Annotated in this window: 18 protein-coding genes and 3 pseudogenes; 20 read left to right on the forward strand and 1 reads right to left on the reverse strand. The window is 72.4% G+C overall.

Translation table 11 applies throughout. The features are described from left to right. Positions 1–1,976 precede the first annotated feature (1,976 nt). Complete coding sequence (bldD, locus tag ACQEV1_RS19030) at positions 1,977–2,471, reverse strand: transcriptional regulator BldD (RefSeq protein WP_141961424.1); 495 nt, start codon at positions 2,469–2,471, stop codon at positions 1,977–1,979. Positions 2,472–2,955: 484 nt separating this feature from the next. Here bldD and pyrR point away from each other — a divergent pair, with 484 nt between their 5' ends. The 20 genes and pseudogenes from pyrR to ACQEV1_RS19130 form a co-directional block, all read left to right on the forward strand. Then, positions 2,956–3,492: a bifunctional pyr operon transcriptional regulator/uracil phosphoribosyltransferase PyrR gene (gene pyrR, locus ACQEV1_RS19035; RefSeq protein ID WP_285566747.1), complete on the forward strand. Its 537-nt coding sequence runs from the start codon at positions 2,956–2,958 to the stop codon at positions 3,490–3,492. Continuing rightward, positions 3,489–4,436, forward strand: a complete 948-nt coding sequence (locus ACQEV1_RS19040) for an aspartate carbamoyltransferase catalytic subunit (RefSeq protein WP_285566745.1) — start codon at positions 3,489–3,491, stop codon at positions 4,434–4,436. Before pyrR ends, ACQEV1_RS19040 begins: the two co-directional genes overlap by 4 nt. Then, a complete protein-coding gene (locus ACQEV1_RS19045; protein WP_285566743.1) occupies positions 4,433–5,716 on the forward strand; it encodes a dihydroorotase in 1,284 nt (427 codons plus the stop codon). The genes ACQEV1_RS19040 and ACQEV1_RS19045 overlap by 4 nt, the downstream gene beginning before the upstream one ends. Then, the gene (carA, locus tag ACQEV1_RS19050) at positions 5,713–6,813 is read left to right on the forward strand and encodes a glutamine-hydrolyzing carbamoyl-phosphate synthase small subunit (protein WP_433394913.1); all 1,101 of its coding nucleotides are present in this window, start codon (positions 5,713–5,715) and stop codon (positions 6,811–6,813) included. The genes ACQEV1_RS19045 and carA overlap by 4 nt, the downstream gene beginning before the upstream one ends. Further along, positions 6,810–7,007, forward strand: a complete 198-nt coding sequence (locus ACQEV1_RS19055; protein ID WP_285566739.1) for a hypothetical protein — start codon at positions 6,810–6,812, stop codon at positions 7,005–7,007. The genes carA and ACQEV1_RS19055 overlap by 4 nt, the downstream gene beginning before the upstream one ends. Continuing rightward, positions 7,007–10,342, forward strand: a complete 3,336-nt coding sequence (gene carB / locus ACQEV1_RS19060; protein WP_433394915.1) for a carbamoyl-phosphate synthase large subunit — start codon at positions 7,007–7,009, stop codon at positions 10,340–10,342. Before ACQEV1_RS19055 ends, carB begins: the two co-directional genes overlap by 1 nt. 13 nt (positions 10,343–10,355) lie before the next feature. After that, entirely contained in the window at positions 10,356–11,228 is an 873-nt protein-coding gene (locus ACQEV1_RS19065; RefSeq protein ID WP_285566734.1) for a dihydroorotate dehydrogenase electron transfer subunit, read from the forward strand. A gap of 132 nt (positions 11,229–11,360) precedes the next feature. Continuing rightward, positions 11,361–12,359, forward strand: a complete 999-nt coding sequence (locus ACQEV1_RS19070) for a dihydroorotate dehydrogenase (RefSeq protein ID WP_285616977.1) — start codon at positions 11,361–11,363, stop codon at positions 12,357–12,359. Next, entirely contained in the window at positions 12,356–13,057 is a 702-nt protein-coding gene (gene pyrF / locus ACQEV1_RS19075; protein ID WP_285616975.1) for an orotidine-5'-phosphate decarboxylase, read from the forward strand. The genes ACQEV1_RS19070 and pyrF overlap by 4 nt, the downstream gene beginning before the upstream one ends. Positions 13,058–13,178: 121 nt before the next feature. After that, a pseudogene (locus tag ACQEV1_RS19080) lies at positions 13,179–13,301 on the forward strand (orotidine-5'-phosphate decarboxylase); the annotation flags it as partial. 731 nt (positions 13,302–14,032) lie between these two features. After that, complete coding sequence (locus ACQEV1_RS19085) at positions 14,033–14,332, forward strand: hypothetical protein (protein ID WP_433394918.1); 300 nt, start codon at positions 14,033–14,035, stop codon at positions 14,330–14,332. A 1,038-nt stretch (positions 14,333–15,370) separates the two neighbouring features. Then, positions 15,371–15,697 (forward strand): integration host factor, actinobacterial type, encoded by a 327-nt coding sequence (gene mihF, locus ACQEV1_RS19090; protein WP_252782942.1) that lies wholly within the window; start codon positions 15,371–15,373, stop codon positions 15,695–15,697. Between the two features lie 73 nt (positions 15,698–15,770). After that, positions 15,771–16,337, forward strand: a complete 567-nt coding sequence (gene gmk, locus ACQEV1_RS19095) for a guanylate kinase (protein WP_285618855.1) — start codon at positions 15,771–15,773, stop codon at positions 16,335–16,337. Between the two features lie 11 nt (positions 16,338–16,348). Beyond that, positions 16,349–16,618, forward strand: a complete 270-nt coding sequence (gene rpoZ, locus ACQEV1_RS19100; protein WP_285566731.1) for a DNA-directed RNA polymerase subunit omega — start codon at positions 16,349–16,351, stop codon at positions 16,616–16,618. Between the two features lie 34 nt (positions 16,619–16,652). Beyond that, on the forward strand, positions 16,653–17,876 hold the full coding sequence (gene coaBC / locus ACQEV1_RS19105; RefSeq protein WP_285616972.1) for a bifunctional phosphopantothenoylcysteine decarboxylase/phosphopantothenate--cysteine ligase CoaBC: 1,224 nt from the start codon (positions 16,653–16,655) through the stop codon (positions 17,874–17,876). Between the two features lie 117 nt (positions 17,877–17,993). After that, positions 17,994–19,187, forward strand: a complete 1,194-nt coding sequence (gene metK, locus ACQEV1_RS19110) for a methionine adenosyltransferase (protein WP_285616970.1) — start codon at positions 17,994–17,996, stop codon at positions 19,185–19,187. A gap of 117 nt (positions 19,188–19,304) precedes the next feature. Then, entirely contained in the window at positions 19,305–20,516 is a 1,212-nt protein-coding gene (locus ACQEV1_RS19115; RefSeq protein ID WP_433394922.1) for a cytochrome P450 family protein, read from the forward strand. 66 nt (positions 20,517–20,582) lie between these two features. Continuing rightward, a complete protein-coding gene (locus ACQEV1_RS19120; protein ID WP_433394924.1) occupies positions 20,583–20,942 on the forward strand; it encodes an MmcQ/YjbR family DNA-binding protein in 360 nt (119 codons plus the stop codon). Between the two features lie 692 nt (positions 20,943–21,634). Then, positions 21,635–22,048: pseudogene (locus tag ACQEV1_RS19125) on the forward strand (primosome assembly protein PriA); the annotation flags it as partial. A gap of 1,308 nt (positions 22,049–23,356) precedes the next feature. Beyond that, positions 23,357–24,901 (forward strand): annotated as a pseudogene (locus ACQEV1_RS19130) (primosomal protein N'); the annotation flags it as partial. Positions 24,902–24,939: the final 38 nt, after the last annotated feature.

Genomic DNA, 24,939 nt, shown 5'->3' on the forward strand with positions numbered 1-24,939 from the left:
TGCGCGTGAGCGGTGGTGACGGCCGACCCTCGCGGTCGGTCGGGTCGCGGTTCGCGCTCAGGCCGGCGCGAGGGGTCGGCTGGGGTGCGAGGCGCGGCCGAGCCGATTGCGCGTGAGCGGTGGTGACGGCCGACCCTCGCGGTCGGTCGGGTCGCGGTTCGCGCTCAGGTCGGCCCGAGGGGTCGGCTGGGGTGCGGGGCGCGTCCGGGTGTGAGTGCCGCCGAGCCGTCCTGCACCGGCCACGCTCGCCATGAGCGCCGGGCCGTCCGGCGTCGAGGCGTAGGCAGGCGAGGCCGGAGCGGAACATCCGGCGGTGTCCGCGCCGGCCCGGTCGGTCGGCCGGGTGCGGTTCGTGTCCAGGCGCGAGTGCCGGCGGAGCCGCCCTGCGCGAACCGTGCCCGCCATGGGCGCCGGGCCGTCTGGCATCGAGGCGCGGGCCGGTGAGGCGGCGATGGATCCGGGGAGGCCACAGTGGAATATCCGGCGGTGTCCGCGCCGGCCCGGTCGGTTGGCTGGGGCGCGGCTCCTGTTCCGGGTGTCCGGTCGGTTGCGGGGGTGTCCAGGCCGGCTCGGCCGGTCGGCTGGGAACGAGTCTCGATCAGGTCGGCCCAGGGCTGACCTGGTCGGACGGTTGGAGGTGTGGTTCGTGTCCAGACTGGCCCGAGTGGTCGGCTGGAGTGTGGCGCGCGCCCGAGCTGGCCTGGCTACTCGGCCCCACCTTTTCGTCCAGGTTCGACGGGAGGCTTTCTCCTGCTCCGTCATGGTTTCATCGACGGTTCGTCGTTCGGCCGCGGCCGGGACCGGACCTTCACCTTGGATGCCTACCTACCTCCGGTCCGTACCTACCACCGGGCCGTCCTTCGAGCCATGTGGGGCGCGCGCGGGCTCTGGTCCGTGACCGGTCTTTCCTTCTGTTCGCTTTGAGTAGTCCATGAAGCGTCGTCATCCCCGCCGGGCGCCCCGGTCGGGATGGCGGTGGCCCCCGGGGCGCACGTGGTGACATTGCGGGATGTCCGGTGCGTCCCGGGCGGGCCGGCCTTCACCGGAGCGGCCGGTCTGGCCGCGGGTCCCGCCGAGATCTCTCCCCCCCAATCGGCGGGACCCGCAGGCCGTTACGACCGGAGCTACGAGCACCCGTTACACCGCCGAGCCGTACGGCGACGTCGCGGCTGTGTGGGGAGAGGCGGGCTCCTGAGCCTCACCGATCGGCTCCGTGCGGGTGCCCCAGCGTGACCACCGGTCAGGGCGGCGGAGGCGGGGCGGCGCAAGAGACGGGCCGCATTCCCAGGGCACGACCGTGAGACGTCGCCGCACGAGGTGATGTCGCGATGGGGGCGTTAGGGGACCGACGTCGCAGTAGGGGCACGACGGGGCGATGGCGCTGAGGGCGACATGTCGCTAAGGGATATGCGGCAATGCGAGGCGACGCAGTCATACGGGGCTGTGTGGCGTTGCGGGGCGCTACAGGGGATGTGCCACCAGCGGGCGTGCCGCCAGGGGGCGACGTGGCGCTGCGAGGCGACGTGGTCTGCCGTGCGGGGCGAGGTGGCGCTGCGAGGCGATTTGGTCTGCCGTGCGGGCGCGACGTGGCGTTGCGAGGCGACGTGGTCTGCCGCCACGTGGGGCGAGGTGGCGTTGCGAGGCGACGTGGTCTGTCGTGCGGGCCGACACGGTCTGCCGTGCGGGGGCGACGTGGCGTTGCGAAGGGACGTGGTCTTCCGCGCGATGCGATGTGGTCTTCCGCGCGGGCCGACGTGGTCCGCCGTGCGGGGCGACGTGGCGTAGAAGGCGATTGCCGTGCCCGGGAGATGTGGCGGTTGCGGGAGGTCGCCCTCCGGCGCGATGCGGTCTTCCGGGGCGATGCGGCCGTGCGAGTTCGGGCGGCCTGGCCGCGCGGGGGCTGGGCAGCGTCGTATGGCCCTCCGACGCGGTGCGGTGATCGGGTGGGATCACCGCACCACTTCGGGGGGTACGGCTCAGAACGCTTCTACGGCGCGGCGTGCCTCAGGGTCGAGGACACCCCAGCCGATGAGTTCCTCAGTCAGTTCGGTCGGTGACTTGTCATAGATCACCGCCAGGGATCGCAGATCCTCCTGCCGGATGGACAGGACCTTTCCGTTGTAGTCGCCCCGCTGGCTTTGGATCGTCGCGGCGTAACGGGCGAGTGGACCGGCCTTGTCCTTCGGAAGCTGCTGGAGTCGCTCCAGGTCGATCACAAGTTTCGGGGTCGGGCCGAGCGGGCTCGGCGCGGCTCCGCCGGGGAGCAACTCAGAGACGGGCACGCCATAGAACTCGGCGAGCTCGGACAGCTTCTGAACGGTGACGGCGCGGTCGCCCCGCTCGTACGAACCTACGACGACGGCCTTCCAGCGGCCACGTGATTTCTCCTCCACACCGTGCAGGGACAGGCCCTGCTGGGTGCGGATGGCGCGAAGCCTCGCGCCGAGAGCCTTTGCGTATTCAGACGGCATCGTTGCGGCCCCCAGGCTCACTTTCTCGTCGTCGACGTGACCCGGGAGGGGACCAAGGGGCGTACTGCCCCTGCCTCCACGAGAACGCGTGCGTCACAGGGGGCGCACTGTCAACCGGCCGGGGCCGGCTGCCCGAGGGGTCCATCTCCTGGGATGGTTACGGACAGTGACGGTAAAACGGGTACGCCTCCAGGTCAAGCCGATTGGAAAAAAGCGGTCGAATCCGTCATCACGCGTCTCGCGTGAACGTCGGCCGACGAAGCGGCGAAAACCCTTACGGCTCAAGGCTTTCCGTGACTGTCGAGGCCGACACCGTACCGTCTCTGCCTGGGCAAACGCCACGCCACCGGGTGACGTTGCCTCGGCAACGGGCTGCTACCGTGAAAACGCCGATCCTTTAAGGCCCGTCCAGTGAGGCGGGAAAGGAGGTTAGACGGTGAGTGCTGCCTCTGTGCCCCCGCACAGGTCCTCTCCCAATGGTGACATGAGTCACAAATCTGTACTCGAAGCGCCGGACATTCGTCGCGCTCTCACGCGTATCGCCCACGAGATCCTCGAACGCACCAAAGGCGGCGAGGACATCGTTCTCCTCGGAATCCCGACACGAGGGGTGACCCTGGCCGAGCGCCTCGCCCGGCGCATCGAGGAGGTCGAAGGGCGCCCGGTTCCGCAGGGCTCCCTCGACGTGACGATGTACCGCGACGATCTCCGCCTGCGGCCGGCGCGCGCCCTCGGGCGTACCGAACTGCCGCCCGAAGGCGTCGACGACCGCGTCGTGGTGCTCATCGACGACGTCCTGTACTCCGGTCGCACCGTGCGTGCGGCCCTCGACGCCCTGAACGACCTCGGCCGCCCGCGAGCGGTCCAGCTCGCCACGCTGGTCGACCGCGGCCACCGCGAGCTCCCCATCCGCGCCGACTACGTCGGGAAGAACCTCCCGACGAGCGCGAAGGAGACCGTGCGGGTGCTGGTCGAGGAGGTGGACGGCCGCGACGCCGTCCTGCTGGAGGCCGGCAAGTGAAACAGCATCTGATCTCCGCGGCCGACCTGACGAAGGACGACGCCCTGCTGATCCTCGACACCGCCGAGGAACTCGCGAGCGTCGCCGATCGGCCCATCAAGAAACTGCCCACGCTCCGCGGCCGTACGGTCGTCAACCTCTTCTTCGAGGACTCGACGAGGACCCGGATCTCCTTCGAGGCGGCCGCCAAGCGCCTGTCCGCGGATGTGATCAACTTCTCCGCCAAGGGGTCGAGCGTGTCCAAGGGCGAGAGCCTGAAGGACACCGCGCTGACGCTCGAGGCGATGGGCGCGGACGGCGTCGTGATCCGGCACAGCGCCTCGGGAGCGCCGCACCGCCTCGCCACGTGGGTCCGCGGCAGCGTGGTCAACGCCGGCGACGGCACGCACGAGCACCCGACCCAGGCCCTGCTCGACGCGTACACGATGAGGCGCCGGCTCGGCGACCTCGAGGGCCGCCGGATCACGATCGTCGGCGACATCCTCCATAGCCGCGTCGCGCGCTCCAACGTCCTGCTGCTGAACACGCTCGGCGCCGAGGTCACCCTGGTCGCGCCGCCCACGCTGTTCCCGGTCGCGGTCGGCACATGGCCGTGCGAGATCGCCTACGACTTCGACGCGGTCCTGCCCAAGAGCGACGTCGTCATGATGCTGCGGGTCCAGCAGGAGCGGATGAACGCCGCCTACTTCCCGACCGTGCGGGAGTACAGCAGGAGGTACGGGCTGGACGCCCGGCGCATGGACGCCCTGCCGGACCACGCCCTGGTCATGCACCCCGGCCCGATGAACCGCGGCGTCGAGATCGCCGCCGAGGTGGCCGACTCCACGCGCTCGACCATCGTCGAGCAGGTCGCCAACGGCGTGACCGTGCGCATGGCCGTCCTCTACCTCCTCCTGGGCGGCTCCGAGCCCGCGATCGGCAACTCCAGAACGGAAGGCGAATGACGTACCTGATCAAGGGCGCCCGCATTCTCGGCGGCGAGGCGCGGGACATCCGCATGGAAGACGGCGTCATCACCGAGATCGGCACGGGCCTGGCCCCCAAGGACGCCGAGACGATCGACGCGGACGGCCTCATCGCCCTGCCCGGCCTCGTCGACCTGCACACCCATCTGCGTGAGCCCGGCCGCGAGGACGCCGAGACGGTCGAGTCCGGCACGCGGGCCGCGGCGGCGGGCGGGTTCACCGCCGTGCACGCCATGGCCAACACCGAGCCCGTCGCCGACACGGCCGGCGTGGTCGAGCAGGTCTGGCGCCTCGGCCGCGAGGCCGGCCACTGCGACGTCCACCCGGTCGGCGCGGTCACCCGCGGCATCGAGGGCCGCCAGCTCGCAGAGCTCGGCGCCATGGCCGACTCCGCGGCGCACGTACGGGTCTTCTCCGACGACGGCCACTGCGTCGACGACGCGGTCCTGATGCGCCGCGCGCTGGAGTACGTCAAGGCCTTCGACGGCGTCGTCGCCCAGCACGCGCAGGAGCCGCGCCTGACCGAGCACGCACAGATGAACGAGGGGGAGGTCTCCGGGCGTCTCGGCCTGGCCGGCTGGCCGGCCGTGGCCGAGGAGGCGATCATCTCCCGCGACTGCCTGCTCGCCGCCCACGTCGGCTCCCGCCTGCACGTCTGCCACGTCTCCACGGCCGGCTCGGTGGAGATCATCCGGTGGGCGAAGAGCAAGGGCTGGCAGGTCACCGCCGAGGTGACGCCGCACCACCTGTTCCTCACCGACGAGCTCGCCGAGACCTACGACCCGATCTACAAGGTCAACCCGCCGCTCCGTACGAAGGCCGACGTCGAGGCGCTGCGCGAGGCGCTGGCCGACGGCACGATCGACTGCGTCGCGACCGACCACGCGCCGCACCCGGTCGAGGCCAAGGAGACCGAGTGGTCACCCGCGGCGATGGGCATGATCGGGCTCGAGACGGCCCTGTCCGTCGCGCAGGCGGCCATGGTCGACACGGGGCTGCTCGACTGGGCCGGCCTGGCCGACCGCATGTCCGTACGCCCGGCGCGCATCGGCCGCCTCGCCGGGCAGGGGCACCTGCCCGTCCCGGGAGCGCCGGCCAACCTCACCCTGTACGACCCCGGCGTGCGCAGGGTGGTCGACCCGGCGGCCTCGGTGTCCAAGAGCCGCAACACTCCGTTCGCCGGGCTCGAACTGCCCGGCCGCGTTCACGCGACGTTCCTGCGCGGGCGTCCTACCGTTCTGGAGGGGAAGACCGTATGAAGCAGGCGCTGCTCGTTCTGGAGGACGGGCGCACCTTTCGCGGCACCGCGTACGGGGCCGAGGGCGAGGCGTTCGGCGAGGTGGTCTTCAACACCGGCATGACCGGCTACCAGGAGACCCTCACCGACCCCTCCTACGCCCAGCAGATCGTCGCCATGACGGCCCCGCACATCGGCAACACCGGCGTCAACGACGAGGACCCCGAGTCGGGTCGCGTCCAGGTCGCCGGGTACGTCGTCCGTGAGCCCTCGCGCATCACGTCGAGCTGGCGGGCGCGGCGGTCCCTGGAGGACGAGCTGCGCGCGTACGGCGTGGTCGGCATCGCCGTGCAGGGCACCCGGGCGCTCACGCGTCACCTGCGCGACCGCGGTGCCATGCGGGCCGGCATCAGCACCGAGGAGACCGACCCGGACGCGCTGCTGAAGCGGGTCCTGGCCAGCCCCGACATGATCGGCGCCGACCTGGCCCGCGTCGTCTCCACCCCCGAGCCCTACGTCGTACGGCCCGACGGCGAGGTGCGCCACCGGGTCGCCGCCGTGGACCTGGGGATCAAGACGATGACCCCGCGCCGCATGGCCGAACGCGGCTGTGAGGTGCACGTGCTGCCCGCGACGGCGACCGCCGAGGAGATCCTCGCGCTGGAGCCCGACGGGATCTTCTACAGCAACGGGCCCGGCGACCCGGCCGCGTGCGGCTACGCCGTCGACTCGATGAAGGGCGTGCTGGAGGAGGGCCGGCCGGTCTTCGGCATCTGTCTGGGCAACCAGATGCTCGGCCGCGCCCTCGGCCTGGACACCTACAAGCTGAGGTTCGGCCACCGCGGGGTCAACCAGCCGGTGCAGGACCGCGCCACCGGCCGGGTCCACATCACCAGCCACAATCACGGGTTCGCCGTCGAGGCGCCCCTCGACGGGCCGTTCGACACCGAGTTCGGCCGCGCCGAGGTCACCCACGTCGACCTGAACGACGGCGTGGTCGAGGGCCTGCGGCTGCTCGACCGTCCCGCGTTCAGCGTCCAGTACCACCCCGAGGCCGCCCCCGGCCCGCACGACGCCACCGGCCTTTTCGAGACCTTCTGCGAGCTGATGAGCAAATGAGCGACGTTTCCAGCCACGAGGCCGACCACGCGTCCGACGCCGGGTCGCACGGCCACGTCCCGGTCGATCCCAACGACGCGGTGCTGCGCGCGAAGGCGCCCAGCCCGCGCGCGCTCCTCGCCGCGGCCGTCGCGGCACTGCTGACCGTGGCCGTTCTGGCCGCCGCCGCGATCGCGTCCGCACAGGGGGTCTGATGCCGCGCCGTACCGACATCAAGTCCGTCCTCGTCATCGGCTCCGGCCCGATCGTGATCGGCCAGGCCGCCGAGTTCGACTACTCCGGCACCCAGGCGTGCCGGGTCCTCAAGGCCGAGGGCCTTCGCGTCGCCCTGGTCAACAGCAACCCCGCGACGATCATGACCGACCCGGAGATCGCCGACGCGACGTACGTCGAGCCGATCACGCCCGCGACGGTCGAGCAGGTCATCGCCAAGGAACGCCCCGACGCGCTGCTGCCCACGCTGGGCGGCCAGACCGCGCTCAACACCGCGATCGCGCTGCACGAGTCCGGTGCCCTGGACAAGTACGGCGTCGAGCTGATCGGCGCGAACGTCGACGCCATCCAGGCGGGGGAGAACCGCGAGCGGTTCAAGCAGATCGTCGCCGACATCGGCGCCGAGTCCGCGCGCAGCGTGATCTGCCACAGCATGGACGACTGCCTCGCCGCCGCCGACACGCTCGGCTACCCCATGGTGGTGCGGCCCTCGTTCACGATGGGCGGCGCCGGATCCGGCATGGCCTACGACGAGGCGGACCTGCACCGCATCGCCGGCGCGGGCCTGGCCGCCAGCCCGACCACCGAGGTGCTCCTGGAGGAGTCCATCCTCGGCTGGAAGGAGTACGAGCTGGAGCTGATGCGCGACAAGCACGACAACGTCGTGGTCGTGTGCTCCATCGAGAACGTCGACCCGATGGGCGTGCACACCGGCGACTCGATCACCGTCGCGCCGGCCATGACGCTCACCGACCGCGAATACCAGCACATGCGCGACGTCGGCATCGCGGTGATCCGCGCCGTCGGCGTCGACACCGGCGGCTGCAACATCCAGTTCGCCATCGACCCGCGCACCGGCCGCATGATCGTCATCGAGATGAACCCGCGCGTCTCGCGGTCCAGCGCGCTCGCCTCCAAGGCCACGGGCTTCCCGATCGCCAAGATCGCCGCCCGGCTCGCGGTGGGGTACACCCTCGACGAGATCCGCAACGACATCACCCGCGAGACCCCGGCGAGCTTCGAGCCCAGCCTGGACTACGTCGTGGTGAAGGCTCCGCGGTTCGCGTTCGAGAAGTTCCCCGGCGCCGACGAGACCCTGACGACCCACATGAAGTCCGTGGGGGAGGCCATGGCGATCGGCCGGTCCTTCTCCGAGGCGCTGCAGAAGGCCCTGCGGTCCCTCGAACGGTCCGGGGCGTCGTTCTCCTGGGCCCCGGGGCCGGAGGCGCTGCCCGCGGACGAGCGCGCCGCGTTGAAGGACGACCTGCTCGAGCGCGCCTCCCGGCCCCACGACGGCCGGCTGCGCGCGGCCCAGCAGGCGATGCGGGCCGGCGCGACGATCGAGGAGGTGCACGAGGCGACCGCGATCGACCCGTGGTTCCTCGACCAGATCGCCGCGCTGGACGAGATCGCCGCGACGCTCACCGGCGAGCAGCTCGACCCCGAGGCGCTGCGCGAGGCGAAGCGGCACGGGTTCTCCGACGCGCAGATCGCCGAGATCCGCGGCGTGTCCGCCGAGCTGATCCGCGGGCTGCGGCACGCCCTCGGCGTCCGGCCGGTCTACCTGACCGTCGACACCTGCGCCGCGGAGTTCGCCGCCGAGACGCCGTACCTGTACTCCACCTACGACGAGGAGACCGAGGTCCCGCCGGGCGAGAAGCCCAAGGTGATCATCCTCGGCAGCGGGCCGAACCGCATCGGCCAGGGCATCGAGTTCGACTACAGCTGCGTGCACGCGTCCTTCACGCTCGCCGAGGCGGGCTACGAGACCGTCATGGTCAACTGCAACCCCGAGACCGTCTCGACCGACTACGACACCTCCGACCGGCTCTACTTCGAGCCGCTCACCCTGGAGGACGTCCTGGAGGTCGTGCACGCCGAGCAGGAGACCGGCGAGGTCGCCGGGGTGATCGTGCAGCTCGGCGGGCAGACGCCCCTCGGCCTCGCGCAGAGCCTCAAGGACGCCGGCGTGCCCGTGGTCGGCACCTCGCCGGAGAGCATCCACCTCGCCGAGGAGCGCGGCGCGTTCGGCCGCGTCCTCGAACGCGCCGGGCTGCCCGCGCCCAAGCACGGCACCGCCACGACGTACGAGGAGGCCGCGGAGATCGCCGGCGAGATCGGCTACCCGGTCCTCGTCCGGCCCTCCTACGTCCTCGGCGGGCGCGGCATGGAGATCGTCTACGACGCCGACACGCTGAAGTCCTACATCGAGCGGGCGTCGGGCGGCGGCGGCCAGTGGAGCCCCGAGCACCCCGTGCTGGTGGACCGGTTCCTCGACGACGCGATCGAGATCGACGTCGACGCGCTCTACGACGGCACCGAGCTGTACCTCGGCGGCGTCATGGAGCACATCGAGGAGGCCGGCATCCACTCCGGCGACTCCGCCTGCGCGCTGCCGCCGATCACGCTCGGGCACGAGGACATCTCCCGCATCCGGTCCTCCACCGAGGCCCTCGCCCGGGAGATCGGCGTCCGCGGCCTGATCAACGTGCAGTACGCCCTCGCCGCCGGCGTCCTGTACGTCCTGGAGGCCAACCCCCGCGCCTCCCGTACGGTGCCGTTCGTCTCCAAGGCGACCGCGGTGCCGCTCGCCAAGGCCGCCGCGCGCGTCATGCTGGGCACGCCGATCGCCCGGCTGCGCGCCGAGGGGCTGCTGCCCGCGACCGGCGACGGAGGCGACCTGCCCCTCGACGCGCCCATCGCGGTCAAGGAGGCGGTGCTGCCCTTCGACCGGTTCCGCACCCCCGAGGGGCGCGGCGTCGATACGATCCTCGGCCCGGAGATGCGTTCGACGGGAGAGGTCATGGGCATCGACGCCGACTTCGGCACGGCGTACGCCAAGTCGCAGGCGGCGGCGTACGGCTCGCTGCCGACCAAGGGACGCGCCTTCGTCTCCGTGGCCAACCGGGACAAACGAGCCATGATCTTCCCGGTCAAACGCCTCGCTGACCTAGGTTTTGAGATTCTCGCAACCGAGGGCACCGCCGAAGTCCTGCGGCGCAACGGCGTCCATGCCAAGATCGTTCGTAAGCACAGTGCCGGAACCGGGCCCGACGGCGAGCCGACGATCGTGCGGCGCATTCTCGACGGAGAGGTCGACCTCATCGTCAACACCCCGTTCGGCAGCCCGGGGCAGTCCGGCCCGCGGCTCGACGGATACGAGATCCGCACCGCGGCGGTGCTTCGCGGCGTTCCGTGCCTCACCACGGTGCAGGCGCTCAGCGCCGCGGTCCAGGGCATCGAGGCGATCACCGCCGGCAACGTCGGCGTGCGGTCGCTGCAAGAACACGCGGAGCATCTCAGGGGGAGCCGTTGAGCGGAGGAGGCGAGTGACGGACTCGTCGCCGGTGCAGGTGCCGGGAACCGTGCTCACCATGCGGCGGATCGGGGCGTACCAGACGATGACCCTCGTCGCCCCCGGCGTCGCGGAGCGTTTCCGGCCCGGCCAGTTCGTCGCCCTCGCGGTCGGCGGTGAACAGTCCAGCATGCTGCTGCGACGCTGTTTCGCCGTCCGCGAGGTCAAACCGGACTACGGCGGCACCGTCGAGATCGTCTTCTCGGTACGCGGCAAGGGCACGCAGTGGCTCGCCGGGCTGCGCCCGCGCGACATCGTGGATGTCGCCGGGCCGCTCGGCCGGCCCTTCCCGCTGCCGCGCTACCCGGTGACCTGCGTGCTGCTGGGCGTCGCGCACGCCAGCGCGGCGCTGTTCCCGCTCGCCGCCGTGCTGCGCCAGCGCGACTGCCCGCTGCACTTCCTCCTCGGCGGGGCCGGCACCGAGGAGGTGCACGGCGCGCGTGGCGCCCGCCGCGCCGGCGACTCGGTCGCGGTGGCCACGGAGGACGGTTCGCTGGGTTCGGCGGGCCGGGTCGAGGACCTCCTCGCCAGCGCCATCGAGGGCGCCCAGGCGGAGGTCGTGTACGCCTGCGCGCCGCTGGAGACGCTGCGGTCGGTCAGCCGCACCTGCGCGGGATACGGCATCCCGGCCCAGGTCGCGGTGGAGGAGCCGATGGCGTGCGGCACCGGGGTGTGCATGGCCTGCGTGCTCCCGGTGATCGGCGACGACGGCGCCACCCACATGGTCCGTACCTGCGTCGAGGGCCCGGTGTTCCGCGGCGAACGCGTGCGCTGGGACGACGTCGGCACCATCCCGTTCGACGCGCTGGGCGCCCCGCGCGCCCTGCGCCTGGGAGAACGCCCATGAGTGAGCGGAGCGAGCGAGTCGAACAACACGCGCGCATGGTCTCTCCTCGACGGAGGAGGGTTCCATGAGTGAGCGGAGCGAGCGAGTCAAAGAACACGCGCGCATGGTCTCTCCTCCGACGAAGGAGGGTTCATGAGCGTTGATCTGCGGACCCGGCTCGGTCCGGTCTCGCTGCCGAACCCGATCATGACCGCGTCCGGCTGTGGCGGCACCGGGCGCGAACTGGGCCGCTTCTTCCACGTCGCCAAGCTCGGCGCGATCGTCACGCCGTCGATCACTCCCGAACCGCGCGCCGGGCGCCCCGCGCCCCGGCTCGCCGAGACGCCGAGCGGCGTGCTCAACTCCACCGGCCTGCAGGGACCGGGGATCGACGTCTTCCTGGACCGCGACCTGCCGTGGCTCGACGAGCAGGGCGCCCGCACGATCGTCTCGATCGCCGGAAACAGCGTCGAGGAGTACGCCGAGGTCGCCAAGCGCCTCAACAGCGCGCCCGGCGTCACCGCGGTCGAGATCAACACCTCCTGCCCGAACGTCGAGGACCGCGGCCTGATGTTCGCCGCCCACCCGACGGCCGCCGCCGAGGTCGTCCGCGCCGTACGCACCAACACACGCCGGGGCGTGCCCGTCTTCGCCAAGCTGTCGGCGGACGTGACCGACGTGGTCGGCGTCGCGATGGCCTGCGCGGACGCCGGCGCCGACGGCCTGTCGATGATCAACACGCTGCACGGCATGGCCGTGGACACCTGGAGCTTCCGGCCACGTCTGGCCGGTGTCACCGGAGGGCTGTCCGGCCCGGCCATCCGGCCCGTCGCGGTCCGCTGCGTCTACCAGGTGCACGCGGCGCTGCCCGAGGTCCCGATCATCGGCATGGGCGGCGTGCGCACGGGAACCGACGCGCTGGAACTCATCCTGGCGGGCGCGTCGGCGGTCGCGGTCGGCACGGCGAACCTCCACGATCCGTCCGCGTGCACACGGATCCTCCGCGAACTGGACACCGCGCTGCGGGAGCGCGGCATCACCGGACTGGCCGACGCGGTCGGACTGGCCCACAAACCGGCGGGCACACTGATCCGGCGCATCGACCCCAACGTCGGTGTCGGTGAGCCGACGGAACAGGAGAGTCTGCAGTGAACCTCGCCCCCATCGCCGTCGCCCTGGACGCGCCGGACCTCGAGACGGCCGCCCGCTGGGCGACACTGGTGACACCTCACGTCAGCACGGTCAAGGTCGGGCTGGAGCTGTACCTCCGGTACGGGCCGGACGTGGTGGCCAGCGTCCGCGGCGCCACCGGTGTCCAGGTCTTCCTCGACCTGAAGCTGCACGACATCCCCGCCACGGTGGCCGGGGCGGCGCGTGCGGTGTCCCGCCTCAAGCCGGCGTACCTCACCGTCCACGCGGTCGGCGGCGCCTCGATGATCCGCGCCGCCGCCGAGGCCGCGCCGAACACCAAGATCGCCGCTGTGACGGTTCTCACGTCCCTGGCGGAGGACGACCTGACGAGCATCGGCCTGTCGGGCCCGGCGCTGGACGCCGTACGCCGGCTGTCCGCCCTCGCGGTCGGGGCGGGCGCCCAGGCGCTCGTGTGCTCCCCGATGGAGGCCGCCGCGGTACGCGCGGAGGTGGGCCCGGACGTGACTTTGATCACCCCGGGCGTCCGCCCACGCGGCGCCGCGACCCAGGACCAGGCCCGCGTGGCGACACCGGAGGAGGCCCTGGCGTCGGGTGCGGACCTGCTGGTGATCGGCCGCCCCATCACCGCCGCCCCGGACCCGGGCGCCGCGGCCGCGGACATCGCCGCCGCCCTGCGCCGCACGAGCGGCAGCGTCTGAACCTTTCCCCAGCCATGGGATGGCCGCCGCACTCTGGCGGGTGGCGTTCGGACTGGTGGTGTCGTCGCGGTGCTGGGCCGTCGGCCCTGCGAAGGCGCGCCCGGAGGTGACGGGGTTCCGCGGCGCCGCGACCCAGGACCAGGCCCGCGTGGCGACCCCTGAGGAGGCCCTGGCGTCGGGTGCGGACCTGCTGGTGATCGGCCGCCCCACCGCAGCCCTACGCCGTACGAGCGGCGGTGTCTGACCTTCTCCCGCCGCTGTGGGATGGCCGCCGCGCTCTGGGGCGGTGCGGGTGGTGGCGTTCGGGCTTCCGTCGTGGTGCTGGGCCGACGGCCCGGCGGAGGTGACTGGGCGCCGCGACCCAGGAGCAGGCCCGCGTGGCGACACCGGGGGCGATCGGCCGCCTCAGCACCGCTGCCTTTGATCCGGACGCCGTGACCCCGTGTGGCCTCGCCGGAGGAGGCTCGCGGACCTGCTCGTGAGTGGTCGCTCTGGACCGGGGCACGCGCATCGCTCTGCGCCGTACGAGCGGTGGCTTCTGAGCTTTTTGATCGCCGTGTGTCTCTCGTGGGATGCCGTTTCTGGCGCGTGCGGGTGGCGGCGTCCGGGGTTCGTCGCGGTGTGGGTGTGCTGGTCGTGGGTTGCCGGCCCTGCAGAGGCGGGCCCCAGATCACTTTGATCGCCCGGGCGTCGCCGCGAGCGAGGACGCCGTTAGAGGGCAGCGTCTGAGCCTCCGTCTCGTCGCCGCGGCGGTGTGGGGTCGTGGCGGGGCGGTTGCCGCCAGGGCGTGCGGGTGGTGGCGTTCGAGGATTCGTCGCGGTGGTGGTCGTGGGACGGTCGCCGACCCCTGCGGAGGTGGGCCCGAGGTGACTTTGATCACCCGGGAGCCCGCGCGACGCCGCGACTCGGACCAGGCCACGGTGACGCCGGAGGGTCCTGGCTTCAGGCCCGGACCTGCTGGTGATCGGCCGCCCAATGCTGGAAGCCCTGGCTTCAGGCGTGGACCTGCTGGTGATCGGCCGTCCCGCGCCGGAGGCCCCGGCTTCAGGCGTAAACCTGCTGGTGATCGGCCGCCCCATGCTGGACGCTCTGGCCGCGGGTGTGGGCCTGCTGGTGATCGGCCGCCTCATCGCCGCCGCCTCGGACTCGGGCGCCGCGGCCTCGTGTGGCCTCGCCGGAGGCGGCTCGCGCGTCGGACGCGGACCTGCCGGTGATCGGTCGCTCCGGACCGGGCGCCGGGGGCTCGCGCATCGCCGTGCGAGCGGTGACGTCTGAGCCTCTCCTCGCCGCGCATCGGTGTGGTCACGCCTCTGGGGCGCGGGCGGGGTGGCCGGGTGACCTCCGTCACTGGAGATGACCGGTGCCGTCCGAAGCGTCGCCTCGGTGACGCCGCCTGGGTGTCGGGCGTCACACCTCACCCCCGCTGCGATGCCCCGCCGGGCCCTCACCAAGCGTCGGCCGTGCGGGTCGAGACCCTCCATCGCCCGCCCGGCGGGCGAAGGCCCCACGGGCTCCGAGCCGCCGACGGCCGCGGCGCCTCGCTGACAGGTCGTCTGACCGCCGTGGACGGTGGCACCTGATGAACTCCGTGGGGTAGCGGGGGTTCGCGAGGCTGGGACGCTCTCAGGCACGAAAACGCGGCCCTCGCCGGCCGCGAGGGACCAGCGGAAACGGCGATCGGCCTGCTGGAACGTGCCAATTCCGCCTTAAACCCCCAGAAGGGTCGAGTGCCTCCGTACTGCGGCAGCGAGCGACGGCCGTGCGGCCGGGTTCTCCGCCGCGGACGGCGCGGCCACCGAGAGTTGCCGGCGGGTGACACAAACCGTCAACCCGTTATGACAGGGACCGCGCCGGGCGTGTCGTGAGCGCGGCGTCGCCGGGCCGGTCGCCGGCCGCCGTGCCGCGGGGATGTCGCGAGGCCCCGTCGCGTGTCGCCCCGAGCCTACGAGCCGCCCCGCGAGGGCCCTCAGGGGACCCCGAAGGGCAGCTTGTGGGGGTTTGGGAGTTAGATGGCGGAGGGTGACCGTCCCGAAGGAGGTGTTCGGCGGCGAAACGTGTCCCGCAGAGTGTCATCCGCCGCCGTTTCGTCTTGACTGAGCCGTTTGCCCCTCGCAAGAAACGCCAGGCCGTCGTACGGTTCGGGGTGAAGCAACCCCCCCGATTGGGTACTCTGCGTGTTCAGGACAGCTCATAGAGTGACATCTGCAATTTAATGACGGGCTAAACGGGCTTTCACGTTGCTTTATGGGCCCTGAACTCGCTAGGTTCCCAAGCCGTCCGACTCAATCGAGTGGAAACACGAGGTGACCCGGCGTGGCGCTTCCGCCCCTAACCCCTGAACAGCGCGCCGCAGCCCTGGAGAAGGCTGCCAAGGCCCGCAAAGAGCGTGCCGAGGTCAAAGACCGCCTGAAGCACGGGGGAACCTCCCTTGCCGAGGTTCTGAAAGATGGTCAGGCCGACGACGTAATCGGAAAGATGAAGGTGTCGGCTCTCCTGGAATCACTGCCTGGCGTCGGAAAGGTCCGCGCTAAGCAGATCATGGAGCGGCTCGGTATCGCCGAGTCCCGCCGCGTGCGGGGTCTTGGCGCCAACCAGCGCGCCGCTCTGGAGCGTGAGTTCGGCGGCGGTGGAAATCGCTGATCGACTTGCGCCGGACGGGCGCGGCGGCTCGGCCGCCGCGGCCAGTTCCGCCGCGTCCGCGGCGGGCGGCTCCATCTCGTCCAGGCGCCTGACGGTCCTTTCCGGGCCGTCCGGCGTCGGCAAGAGCACGGTCGTCGCCGAGATCCGGCGGGCCCACCCCGAGGTGTGGCTGTCGGTCTCGGTGACCACCCGTGCGCCCCGTCCCGGTGAAATCCACGGCGTGCATTACTTCTTCGCCGACGACGTCGAGTTCGATCGGCTCGTCGACGAAGGCGAACTGCTCGAGTGGGCCGAGTTCGCGGGGAATCGTTACGGTACGCCGCGGCGTGCGGTGCTGGAGCACCTCGCCGCCGGCGTGCCGGCACTGCTCGAGATCGACCTGCAGGGCGCCCGCCAGGTGCGCGCGTCCATGCCGGACGCACGGCTCGTCTTCCTGGCACCCCCGTCCTGGGAGGAGCTCGTGCGCCGTCTCGTCGGCCGTGGCACCGAGGCGCCCGAGGTGATCGAACGCCGGCTGGCGGCCGCCCGCGAGGAGCTCGCCGCCGAGAAGGAGTTCGATCTCACCCTGGTGAACACTTCGGTCAAGGACGTCTGCGCTGAGCTGATATCCTTGCTGGCTGTCCACCCATCTGACGACTGAGAGGCGCGGGAGTGGCTTCTAACGCCCCCGGCGGTGCCGACGGCATCACCAATCCGCCCATCGACGACCTGCTGAAGATCGTTGACAGCAAATACAGCCTTGTGATCATGGGTGCCAAGCGCGCCCGCCAGATCAACGCCTACTACGCGCAGCTCGGCGAGGGCCTGCTCGAGTACGTCGGTCCCCTCGTGGAGACCCAGGTGCAGGAAAAGCCGCTGTCCATCGCGCTGCGCGAGGTCCGCGAGGGCCTGCTCAACTCCGAGGCCATCGAAGGCCCGTAAGTGATCGCGACCGGCCACACCGCGGGACGTGGCGATGACGACCGCGGGTGAGGGGCCGCGCGTTCTGCTCGGCGTCGGCGGCGGCATCGCCGCGTACAAGGTCTGTGAACTGCTGCGGAGGCTGACCGAGTCGGGTCACCGGGTCCGGGTGATCCCGACGCGTGACGCACTGCGCTTCGTCGGCGAGCCCACATGGGCCGCGCTGTCCGGCGAACCGGTCACCACCGAGGTCTGGTCCGGCGTCGAAGAGGTTCCGCACGTACGCCTCGGGCAGGGCGCCGACCTGGTATTCGTCGCGCCCGCCACGGCGAACCTCCTGGCCAAGGCGGCGCACGGCATCGCCGACGACCTGCTGACCAACACGCTCCTCACGGCGCGGTGCCCGGTCGTGTTCGCTCCCGCGATGCACACGGAGATGTGGGAGCACCCCGCCACGCAGGCCAACGTCGAGACGCTCCGCCGGCGGGGGAGCATCGTGATCGAGCCCGCGGTCGGCCGGCTCACCGGCGCCGACTCCGGCAGGGGACGCCTGCCCGACCCGGACGCGCTCTTCGACGCCGCGCGCGGGGTGCTGGCCCGCGGCGGGACGGCGGCCGCGCGCGACCTCGCCGGCCGCCACGTCGTGGTCTCCGCGGGCGGCACCCGCGAGCCCATCGACCCCGTCCGGTTCATCGGCAACCGCTCCTCGGGCATGCAGGGGTACGCCCTGGCCCGTACGGCACTGGCCCGCGGCGCGCGGGTCACCCTGGTCGCCGCCAACGTCACCCTGCCCGACCCGGCCGGCGCCGAGATCGTGCGCACCGGGTCGACACGGGAGATGCGCGACGCCGTCCTGAAGGCCGCGGCCGACGCCGACGCGGTGGTCATGGCGGCGGCGGTGGCCGACTTCCGCCCGGCCGACTACGAGGACGTGAAGATAAAGAAGACGCCCGGTGCCGAGCCGGCGCCGATCCACCTCGTGGAGAATCCCGACATCCTGGCCGAACTCGTACGCGAGTCGCGCGACGTCGCCGGTCGGGTGATCGTCGGGTTCGCCGCCGAGACCCACGACGTCCTGGAGAACGGACGGCGGAAACTCGCCCGCAAGGGCTGTGACCTGCTGGTGGTCAACCAGGTGGGGGAGCACCTGGCGTTCGGCCGTCCGGACAACGCCGCGGTCATCCTCTCCGCCGACGGTGCGGCCGTCGACGTGCCGCGTGGATCGAAGGAGACTTTGTCCGACGTGGTTTGGGATCTGGTCGCCGCACGCATGACCTGAAGAGGCCGACACGGCCCCACCCGCGTTTTAATACGTTCTCGGTAGACTTCGCCACCGACAAACGCAAGTCCATCTCTGCTTACGTCAGTCAGCAGCCGCTGCAAGGAGTACACGCACGTGTCCCGTCGCCTGTTCACCTCAGAATCCGTGACCGAGGGTCACCCGGACAAGATCGCGGACCAGATCAGCGATGCGATCCTCGACGCGATGCTGAAGGACGATGCCAAGAGTCGCGTCGCCGTCGAGACCATGATCACTACCGGCCAGGTTCACGTCGCGGGTGAGGTCACCACCGAGACGTACGTGGACATCCCCGGTGTCATCCGGGAGAAGATCCTGGACATCGGGTACGACTCCTCCAGCAAGGGCTTTGACGGGCGTTCGTGCGGCGTGTCCGTGTCGATCGGCGCCCAGTCGCCCGACATCGCCCAGGGCGTCGACGACGCGTACGAGACCCGCGAGGGCGAGGGCACCGACGACCTCGACCGTCAGGGCGCCGGCGACCAGGGCCTGATGTTCGGCTACGCCTGCCGGGAGACCCCCGAGCTGATGCCGCTGCCGATCACCCTCGCCCACCGGCTCGCCGCCCGGCTGTCCGCGGTCCGCAACAACGGTGTGGTGCCATACCTGCGTCCGGATGGTAAGACTCAGGTCACCATCGAGTACGACGGCGACCGCCCGGTCCGCCTCGACACCGTCGTCGTCTCCTCCCAGCACGCCCCGGACATCAGCCTGAGCGACCTGCTGACGCCGGACATCAAGGAGCACGTGGTCGACCCGGTCGTCGCCGAGCTCGACCTGGAGACCGAGGGCTACCGCCTGCTGGTCAACCCGACCGGGCGCTTCGAGATCGGCGGCCCGATGGGCGACGCCGGCCTCACCGGCCGCAAGATCATCATCGACACCTACGGCGGCATGGCCCGCCACGGCGGCGGCGCCTTCTCCGGCAAGGACCCGTCCAAGGTCGACCGCTCCGCCGCGTACGCCATGCGCTGGGTGGCCAAGAACGTCGTCGCCGCGGGCCTGGCGGACCGCTGCGAGGCCCAGGTCGCGTACGCCATCGGCAAGGCGCACCCGGTCGGCCTGTTCGTCGAGACCTTCGGCACCGAGAAGCTCCCGGTCGAGAAGATCCAGGAGGCCGTGCTCGCGGTCTTCGACCTGCGCCCGGCCGCGATCATCCGCGACCTCGACCTGCTCCGCCCGATCTACTCCCAGACGGCGGCGTACGGCCACTTCGGCCGCGAGGAGCCGGACTTCGCGTGGGAGACCACGCACCGCGCCGACGCGCTGCGCGAGGCCGCCGGCCTCTGAGCCTCCGGTCATGAGGGCGGTCCCGGCATGTGCCGGGGCCGCCCTTTCGCGTGCTTGGACGCGTGTCCGGGCGGGCACAGTCGGTAGTGGCGGTGGGGCGGGAGGAGGAGGTGCCCGGTGGGTGAGCCGGAGGTCTTCCCGTACGACGACCCGGCGTTCGTCGCGGACCCGTTCCCCTTCTACAAGAGGCTGCGCCGCGAGGGCCCCGTACGCCGCGTGGCGACCGTACGCGGCATCGAGGCGTGGCTGGTCACCCGGTACGAGGACGGGCTGGCCGCGCTGTCGGACCCGCGCTTCAGCAGCGACCTGCGGGACGCGACCGACGGCCGCCTGCTGGACCTGCTGCCCTCGGCCGAGCGCGAGTCGTTCCTGCGGAGCATGATCAGGGTGGGGCCGCCCGACCACACCCGCCTGCGCCGCCTCGTCTCCAAGGCGTTCACCGCCCGCCGCGTCGCGGCGCTGCGCCCACGCGTCCAGGAGATCACCGACGGCCTGATCGACGCCGTCGCGCCCGCCGGCCGCGCCGACCTGGTCGCCGACATCGCGCTGCCGCTGCCGGTCACCGTCATCTGCGAACTGCTCGGCGTGCCCGTCACCGACCGCGCGCGCTTCCAGGAGTGGACCGACGACATTCTCGGCCAGGAGCAGCACTACGACCGCGACGTCGTGGACCGGGCGTGGCGCCGGATGTGGGGGTACCTCGAAGGGTTGATCGCGGACAAGCGCGGACACTCCGGCGACGACCTGCTCAGCGCGCTGATCACCGCGCGTGACGACGAGGGGAGCCTGGAGGAGGACGAGCTGGTCGCGATGGCCTTCCTCCTGCTCGTCGCCGGGTACATCACCACGGTCAACCTCATCGCCGGCGGCACCGCGACCCTGCTGGCCCATCCGCAGCAGCTCAAGCTCGTCCGCGACGACCCGGGCCTGCTGCCCGGCGCGGTGGAGGAGCTCCTGCGCTACGACGGGCCGGTCAACCCCGGGGTGATCCGGTTCCCGACGGAGGACGTGGAGATCGGCGGCGTGCGGATCCCGCAGGGCGACACCGTCATGATCGCCACGGCCATCGCGGACCGCGACCCGGAGCACTTCGCCGACCCGGACCGGCTCGACGTCACCCGTACGGAGAACACGCACCTGGCGTTCGGGCACGGCGCCCACTACTGCCTCGGCGCGCCTCTCGCCCGCCTGGAGGGCGAGATCGCCATCGGCGCGATCCTGCGGCGGCTGTCCGACCTGACCCTGGCCGTGCCGTTCGACGAACTGCGCTGGCACGTCGCGAGCCTGCGCGGCCCGAAGGCCGTACCGGTCACGTTCACCCCGGCCTGAGCGTCGCCGCGGTCTGTCGGTGCCCGGTGCCATGCTGAGGGCCGCCGCTACGGAGGAGGCCGCCCCATGGTCACGATCGACGACATCCGCCGCCTGACGTCCACCCTGCCGCGCTCGGAGGAACACCTCATCCGCGACCGGGTGAAGTTCCGCGTCGGCAAGATCGTCTACGCGGCCCTCTCCCGGGACGAGACCACGATGGGCTGTGGCTTCCCCAAGGAGGAGCGGGAGGCGATGATCGCCGCCGAGCCGGAGAAGTTCCTGATGCCCCGGGTGTCGGACCAGCGCTTCAACTGGATCGACGTCCGTCTGGACGCCATCTCGGTGGAGGAGATGCACGAACTCGTCCTGGACGCCTGGCGCGGCGTGGTCCCCAAACGCGTGGCGGCCGAGCACGCCTCGAAGACGGTCCGAGAAGACGCCTGACGACCGCCCGGGGAGGCGCCCGGATCCTTCGGCGCTACGGGCGCGGCCCACGGTCGTTTCCGTGTCGCGGGCCGTGATCGCCGGGTCGGGGCGGGCGGCCTGCCGGTCCGGGTCCGCGGCGGCGGGGCGTGGCCGCGATCGAGTCGGTAGCCGCCCGGGAGGGCCGTCCCGCTGGGGTGTCCCTGTGCTCCGGTACGCACGGGGACGGCGTGCGCGGGCAGTGGTCGCCGCCGGGTGTGCCTGTTCGTGCTCCGGCGCGTACGAGGACGGCGTGTTCAGGGCGTGGCCGCCGCCGGGGTGGCCGTCTCGGTCGGAGCGGGTGCGGTTCGTGCTCCCTGTGTACGGGGGTTGGCGTGTTCGGGTGGTGGTTGTCGCCGGGGTGGGTGTCTCGGTCGGGTGGAGTGTTCGTGCTCCCTGTGTTCGGGGGGTGGCGTGTTCGGGTCGTGGTCGCCGCTGGGATGGCCGCCCGGTCGGGGCGGGGTTCCTGTTCGTGCTCCCCGCGTACGGGTTGGCGTTCGGGTCGTGGTCGCCGCCCCGATGGCCGCCCGGTCGGGGTGGGTGGCGCGCCGGTTCGGCTCCGGCGCGTACGTTCGTGGGGCGGCGGGGCGTGGCCGTGGTCGCGCGTTCGCGGTGGGGAGGTCTGGTAGGACGGAGAGGTGACCGACGGCGTGGAGATGGGCGTGCTTCCCGGGATGGGCGACCTCCCGGAGCCGGCGGCACCCGCGCCGGCCGGCGGCGCGCGGGACCGCGGCCCCGGCCGGGGTAAGCGCACGACCAAGAAGAACACCCGCACGCCCGCCGAGGCGCTCCCGGTCGCGCGGGTGGCGGTGGACATGCCGCTCCCGCACCTCGACCGCCCCTTCGACTATCTGGTCCCCTCGGCGCTGGACGAGGCGGCCGTCCCCGGATGCCGGGTCCGGGTCCGGTTCGCGGGCCAGCTCATGGACGGCTTCCTGCTCGAACGCGTGGACAAGAGCGACCACGAGGGCCGGCTCGCGTACCTGGAGCGCGTCACCTCCCCGGAGCCGGTCCTGGCCCCGGAGATCGCCGCGCTCGCCCGAGAGATCGCCGACCGCTACGCGGGCACCCTCGCGGACGTCCTGCGCCTGGCCATCCCGCCCCGCCACGCCCGCGTCGAGAACGAGGACGCGCCCGCGCCCGCGAACGAAACCGGCCCATCGGCCCCTGGGCGCGAATCCGGAGGCGGAAACGTCTCAGCGAAGCCCGCGTCGGCGGATGAGGCCCTGGCCGACTCTGGGCGCGATCCCGGCCCGGCGGCACCCGAGGCGTCGGCCGATCCCGCGAGCGGGAGCGGTGCGGTGGAGTCCGGGTCGGTGGATGAGGCCCGGGCCGATTGTGGGCGCGGTACCGGTCTGGCGGAGTCCGGGTCGGCGTCCGAGGTGTTTGCCGATCCTGCGAGTGGGAGCGGCGCGGTGGAGTCCGGGTCGGTGGATGAGGCCCGGGTCGGCTGTGGGCGCGGTACCGGTCTGGCGGAGTCCGGGTCGGCGTCCGAGGTGTTGGCCGATCCCGCGAGCGGGACCGGTCCGGCGGAGTCCGGCACGGCGGACCAGGCCCCGGCCGACCCGGCAGGGCCGGCGACGACGAGCGGCACGGCGGGTCAGGGCGGCCGTGGGCGGGGGGAAACGGACCTGGCGCGGCCGGGCGACGACCACCCGGAGGGCCGAACGGCCGAGGAGACGGCCGGTTCGCCGGACGCCGCGGCCACCGCTGAGGCGTCGCGCGCCGATGTCCCGAGGGCGCCGGACACCGTCGCCTTCACGGACTCGGCACCCGTGGCACCGCCTGAGGTTCCCGACGACGACACCGGTGAGCCCTCTGCCGGTGGGATCTCTCCTGATGGCAGTGGGGAGGCCGGCGGTCGTAACAGCGGCATGCCCGGCGGCGGTGGGGTGTCCGCCGGCGGTGGTGACGACGCGTCCGCCGGTCGTGGCGGTGACGTGGCTGGTGGTGGCGTTCCCGCCGGTTCTGGTGAGGCCGGAGCCGACCGAGAAGCCTCCGCTCCCGGCGTTCTCGCCGTTCCTGACGCGTCGCACGGTGGAGACGACGCACCGGACGGCGGTGACGCGGCAAGCGGTGTCAGTGGGGCAGACGGTGGCGGTCAGGCCGGCCGTGGTGCCGGGACTGCCGGGGGCGACCAGGCCGGGGCCGGGCCCGTCCGGAGTGGCGGAACCGGCGGTGACGATGAGGCCGCCGGAGCGGGCGGTGTGACGGCGGGTTCCCTCATGGGGACCGGTGCCGTACCCGCATCCGGTGAGCCAGGTGGCGGTCAGGAGTCCGAGGCGGAGGCCGGTGACGCCGCGGCTTCGGAGGGCGTCGTGGTGACCGGGGCCGTACCCGCTCCCAGTGGGCGGAGCGGCGGACGGGAACACGGGGCGCGGACCCCTGACGTCACGGCTCCGGCGGCCGGGCCATGGGAGGCCTATCCCGCGGGTGCGTCGTTTCTCGAGGCGCTCACGGCGGGGCGGGCGCCGCGGGCCGTCTGGAACGCGCTGCCCGGCGGTGACTGGACGGCGGAGGTCGCGCTCGCGGTGCGGGCCGTGCTCGCCGGTGGGCGGGGGGCGCTCGTCATCGTTGCCGACGGTCGCGACGTGGCGCGTGTCGATCGGGCGCTGCGCCGGGAGCTCGGCGACGGCCGTCATGTGGCGCTCACCGCCGAGCTCGGGCCCGCCGAGCGCTACCGTCGCTGGCTCGCCGTACGTCGTGGGCGGGTGGCGGCCGTCGTCGGCACGCGGGCCGCGATGTTCGCGCCCGTTCGCGAGCTCGGGCTCGTCGTGCTCTGGGACGACGGTGACGACGTGCACGCCGAGCCGCACGCCCCTTATCCCCACGCTCGTGAGGTGCTCGCGCTCCGGGCGCACCGGGCGGGGGCGGGGGCGCTCATCGGCGGGTTCACCCGCACGACCGACGCCACGCAGCTCGTACGGGCCGGGTGGGCGCGGCCGCTCGTGCCCGGGCGGGAGCGGCTGCGCGCCTCCATGGCTTATGTGCGGCCCGCCGGGGACGACGCCGACCTGGCGCGCGACGAGGCCGCCCGCAGCGCGCGCCTGCCGCACATGGCGTTCCGCGCCGCGCGGCAGGGGCTCGAGCACGGGCCCGTCCTCGTGCAGGTGCCGCGGCGCGGCTACGTTCCCGCGCTCGCGTGTTCGCGCTGCCGCGGGCCGGCGCGCTGTCCCGAGTGCGAGGGTCCGCTGTCGCTGCGCTCCTCGCACGCCGCCCCGTACTGCCGCTGGTGCGGCCGGATCGCCGGGGCCTGGCGGTGCCCCGAGTGCGGCGGCGGCCAGGTGCGGGCGGTCGTCGTCGGCGCGCGGCGCACCGCCGAGGAGCTCGGCCGCGCGTTCCCCGGGGTGCCCGTGCGCACGTCCGGCCGCGACGGCGTGCTCGCCGAGGTTTCCGGCGAACCGGCGCTGGTGGTCGCGACGCCCGGTGCCGAGCCGGTGGCCGACGGCGGGTACGCCGCCGCGCTGCTGCTCGACGGCTGGGTGCTGCTCGGCCGCGCCGACCTGCGCGCCGGGGAGGAGGCGCTGCGGCGCTGGATGAACGCCGCCGCCCTCGTACGCCCGCGCGGCCCCGTCATCGTGCTCGCGGACGGGTCGCTCGCGCCGGTGCAGGCCCTGATCCGCTGGGACGCCGTCACGTACGCCGAGCGGGAGCTGGCCGAGCGCCGGGAGCTCGGGTTCCCGCCCGCCGTGCGGATGGCCTCGCTCACCGGCACGCCGCAGTCGATACGGGAGCTGGTCGAGGCCGCCCGGCTGCCGGACGACGCGGAGGTGCTCGGGCCGGTCGAGCTGGGGGAGGGCCAGGAGCGCGCGCTGGTACGGGTCGATCGGGGCCGGGGCGCCGCCCTGTCCCGGCTTCTCAAGGCGGCGCAGGCCACCCGCAGCACGCGCAAGACCGCCGACGTCGTGCGCGTCCGTGTCGACCCGCTCGAGCTGATCTGAACCGTAGACTGGTCCTGCCCAACTACGAGACGTGAACG

The organism is Actinoallomurus sp. CA-142502 (assembly GCF_050936355.1).
GTDB classification, from domain to species: Bacteria; Actinomycetota; Actinomycetes; order Streptosporangiales; family Streptosporangiaceae; genus Actinoallomurus; species Actinoallomurus iriomotensis.

Coding starts and splice junctions, on each gene's coding strand:
- ACQEV1_RS19085 (WP_433394918.1), top strand. CDS start 14,033: ATGCTGGAAGCCCTGGCTTCAGGCGTGGACCTGCTGGTGATCGGCCGT.
- ACQEV1_RS19045 (WP_285566743.1), top strand. CDS start 4,433: ATGACGTACCTGATCAAGGGCGCCCGCATTCTCGGCGGCGAGGCGCGG.
- carA (WP_433394913.1), top strand. CDS start 5,713: ATGAAGCAGGCGCTGCTCGTTCTGGAGGACGGGCGCACCTTTCGCGGC.
- carB (WP_433394915.1), top strand. CDS start 7,007: ATGCCGCGCCGTACCGACATCAAGTCCGTCCTCGTCATCGGCTCCGGC.
- coaBC (WP_285616972.1), top strand. CDS start 16,653: ATGACGACCGCGGGTGAGGGGCCGCGCGTTCTGCTCGGCGTCGGCGGC.
- pyrR (WP_285566747.1), top strand. CDS start 2,956: ATGAGTCACAAATCTGTACTCGAAGCGCCGGACATTCGTCGCGCTCTC.
- ACQEV1_RS19070 (WP_285616977.1), top strand. CDS start 11,361: ATGAGCGTTGATCTGCGGACCCGGCTCGGTCCGGTCTCGCTGCCGAAC.
- ACQEV1_RS19120 (WP_433394924.1), top strand. CDS start 20,583: ATGGTCACGATCGACGACATCCGCCGCCTGACGTCCACCCTGCCGCGC.
- bldD (WP_141961424.1), bottom strand. CDS start 2,471: ATGCCGTCTGAATACGCAAAGGCTCTCGGCGCGAGGCTTCGCGCCATC.
- ACQEV1_RS19055 (WP_285566739.1), top strand. CDS start 6,810: ATGAGCGACGTTTCCAGCCACGAGGCCGACCACGCGTCCGACGCCGGG.